This window comes from Okeania sp. SIO2B9, assembly GCF_010672505.1.
In the GTDB taxonomy this organism is placed as follows: Bacteria; Cyanobacteriota; Cyanobacteriia; order Cyanobacteriales; family Microcoleaceae; genus Okeania; species Okeania hirsuta.
In genome coordinates this window covers 1-3,024 of the sequence record NZ_JAAHGK010000955.1, presented here as the reverse complement: position 1 = coordinate 3,024, position 3,024 = coordinate 1, and the positions used below count along the sequence as shown (strand labels likewise).

3 protein-coding genes are annotated in these 3,024 nt (G+C 34.6%); 1 reads left to right on the top strand and 2 read right to left on the bottom strand.

What is annotated here, in order from left to right; genetic code table 11:
- Positions 1-1,230, bottom strand: a 1,230-nt coding sequence (locus F6K13_RS25935) for a sensor histidine kinase (RefSeq protein WP_287288842.1), incomplete at its 3' end; no start/stop codon positions are given.
- Positions 1,231-1,999: 769 nt separating this feature from the next.
- On the opposite strand from F6K13_RS25935, the gene F6K13_RS25930 reads away from it, so the two are divergent.
- Positions 2,000-2,407, top strand: coding sequence for a hypothetical protein (locus F6K13_RS25930; protein ID WP_124146277.1), 408 nt, complete (start codon positions 2,000-2,002; stop codon positions 2,405-2,407).
- Positions 2,408-2,684: 277 nt separating this feature from the next.
- Here the strand turns inward: F6K13_RS25930 and F6K13_RS25925 are convergent, their stop codons facing one another.
- Positions 2,685-2,915: a hypothetical protein gene (locus tag F6K13_RS25925; RefSeq protein ID WP_124155422.1), complete on the bottom strand. Its 231-nt coding sequence runs from the start codon at positions 2,913-2,915 to the stop codon at positions 2,685-2,687.
- Positions 2,916-3,024: the final 109 nt, after the last annotated feature.

Here is a 3,024-nt window from a genome sequence, read left to right as displayed (position 1 = left end):
TATATTAACTAAGGGAAAATTAGCAATTATTTTACATCCTGTATTAGGAGAGGTAAGAATCTCGAATTTACCTCCTAATGCTAAGGCACGTTCTTGCATTCCCTGTAAACCAAAACCAGTAGTATTTTGGTTTAAATTAAATCCTTTGCCATTATCTTGAATGATTAAATGTAAATTTTTTGTGGTAAAAATATTAATTTCTACTGTGGTTGCTTCAGCATATTTATAAATATTAGTTAATGCTTCTTGCACTATACGATAAATAGCAATTTTCAGTTCATTATCGGGAGAATAATTGATATTTATATTGCTTGTGGGTAAAATACCAGTAGATTTATGAAAATCTGCTATTAAAGTAGCGATCGCTGATTCTAAAGATTGATTTTCCCACCAGTTAGACCTTAGAGTTGCTACTGACTGACGCACTTCATTTAATGCTTTTGAACCTAGTTGTTTAGCATCTGCTAAAAATTCTATTGATTCTTGTGGTTCTGATTTTCTCAGCTTCCAAGCTGCTTCTAAACTAACATTTAAAACTGTTAAATAATGCCCTAGAGAATCGTGAATTTCTCTGGCAATCCGATTTCGTTCTTCTAAAGCAGCAATATTTTCTATTTTTAGGGCATATTGTCGTAGCTTTTCATTAGCAATTGCTAATTGTTCTCGACTTTTTCGTTCTGACATTATTGCTTTTACTAATAATTGTAAGAAAACTATTACTAATCCAAATAAAATTATTGAACTTAATAGGACTAAGATAAATCTTTCTCTAGCAAATAACGGTAATCTTGTCAGTTTGTGTAATCTTTGAATTTGGATAAATGTGAATAAAGAAAAAACAAATATATTAATAATTAAATTTTGTTTTCTTTCAAAAATAAAACAATCTCGAATTACCAGAATTATACATAATATTGGAGATAGACGTAAATTACTCAGGAATGACATTAAAATAATCAAACCAATTTCGACAGTAGTATAAATAATTTTATTTGAGCGGGATTTATTGATAGGTAAAAATAGTCCCATCAGGCTAAATACTAGCAGGAGAAAAAGATTGATCGAGAGTGAATTTGAGACTTCTGTTGTGTGAATATCTCGTATTCTCCGCCGACCACCATAGAGAGGAAATTTTAAAGTTTCACTCATGGCAATAATAATCAGTAAAATCCATTCTAAGTAGAGTAAAAAACGGATTGGATGTTTAGTTATTTTTGGGAAAATATTCATATTTTTATTCCATTAAAACTCCGATAAATTGCAAACTCAATAATGATAATTTACTAAATTTTGAGGCGTTGCTGATTTGATGTATGGAATTCAATTAGTGGTAAATTTTCACCCAAAATAATAGTGGTAATTATACCTATTTCTGACTCTAAAGTCACCGAAAAACTCCTTTCTACCTACTGACTGGTTCTCCTGTGAAATCATCAGCGTAACACACCGAAAATTAAAATCTAGATGGTGCGTTACATTTCATTAATGCACTCTACTGGACTGACACACCTTAAATGGTGCGTTAGATGGGGAGGGTGGGGAGATAAAGACACCTAGAAACAAAAATCTATTGCACAGTTTTAGCTGTGTCAGTCTACTAATGGACTTCTTCCTTCTGCTATATTCCGAAGATAAGGAATTTTATTAAAACCCCAAAATCACTAAAGTTCGAGAAACATTTATAGCAGTTTTCACAAAGGTAGACTACAGAAAAATATAAGTATGTTTGAAGTTTGATAAGTTACAAACTTGATAGCTGTATTCTATGTTAATGAAAACCGCTATAATTATGGCAGTCGAAGCAAAGAGTAGGACATATCAAAAGCTTAAAACTCAAACAAAGTAATATGTTTCCTTCTTCCTTCTTCCTCCTTCCTTCTTCCTTCTTAGGACTAAAGTCCTAGATGAAATTAGGACTTTCAGCTCTGGTTGTTTATGAGCGATTGCCTGTAGGATTAAGACAGTAAACACCTCATACATGGAGTTGTAAATAAATCTAATGAAACGTCAATCTTTCTCTCTATTATTACTTGGCATCGTTGCCACTATTCTATTTGCTAATCCTGTAAAAGTTGATGCCCATCCTAAAAATTTGAATCTAACTCCTGAACAAAAAACTCAGTGGGAGGAAATTCGAGCGCAAAGCAAAGCTCAAATGCAAAATATTCTGACTCCCGAACAGCAGCAACAGCTTCAAACTTTAACTTCACAAGGTCAACGCCCCCGCAGAGCAATGAAACAGTTAAATCTCTCTGAAGAGCAAAAAACTCAGATGCGCGAAATTATGCAGTCATCCCGCCAGCAAATGGCGAATATTTTAACTGAAGAACAACGAGAGCAGTTTCGTCAACAGATGCAAAGACGGGGTCGGAGGAGTCAGGAGTCAGGAGTGGGGAGTCAGAAGTAATATCATGTCCGGTTGAATAGTTATTAGAGTTGTTGGGAGTAGGTGAGCAGAGGAGTAGGAGAGATTAACATAAGCTAGTGCTGCTACGCGGAAGTTAAAAGTCAAAAGTCAAAAGTCAATCATTTTTCATTTGTAATTGTTTTAGGATTTTGTAACTGGTCAGTTATTTCCGCCATCCTGCACTAGAATTGTAACAGTCACTTACAAACTTTGGTGTAAAAATCTATTCCCTGTTCCCTGTTCCCTATTCCCTGTTCCCTACGCGGAAGTTAAAAGTCTATATCTTTTTCAACAGATGCTGAAAATAAGGGCGTTGGTGAAAAGAGGTATGATGTCTTGTCCGGATAAGAGCGCAAACAAAAAACTTTCTCCCTCTACTACTCTTTCTTCTTCTTTCTTTCCTTCTGACTCCTGACTCCTGACTCCTGACTCCTAAATAATTAAGATTAATATCATACCCTAATTTACCAACGCCAAAATAAGTTGTCTCAGTGAATCCTTTTTTCATAACCAACCCACTCTTTCTCTCGCAACAAATATTTCTGAACCTTACCCGTAGCAGTCTTTGGCAACTCTATAAACTCAACCGCTTTCGGTACCTTAAACTGTGCCAAATT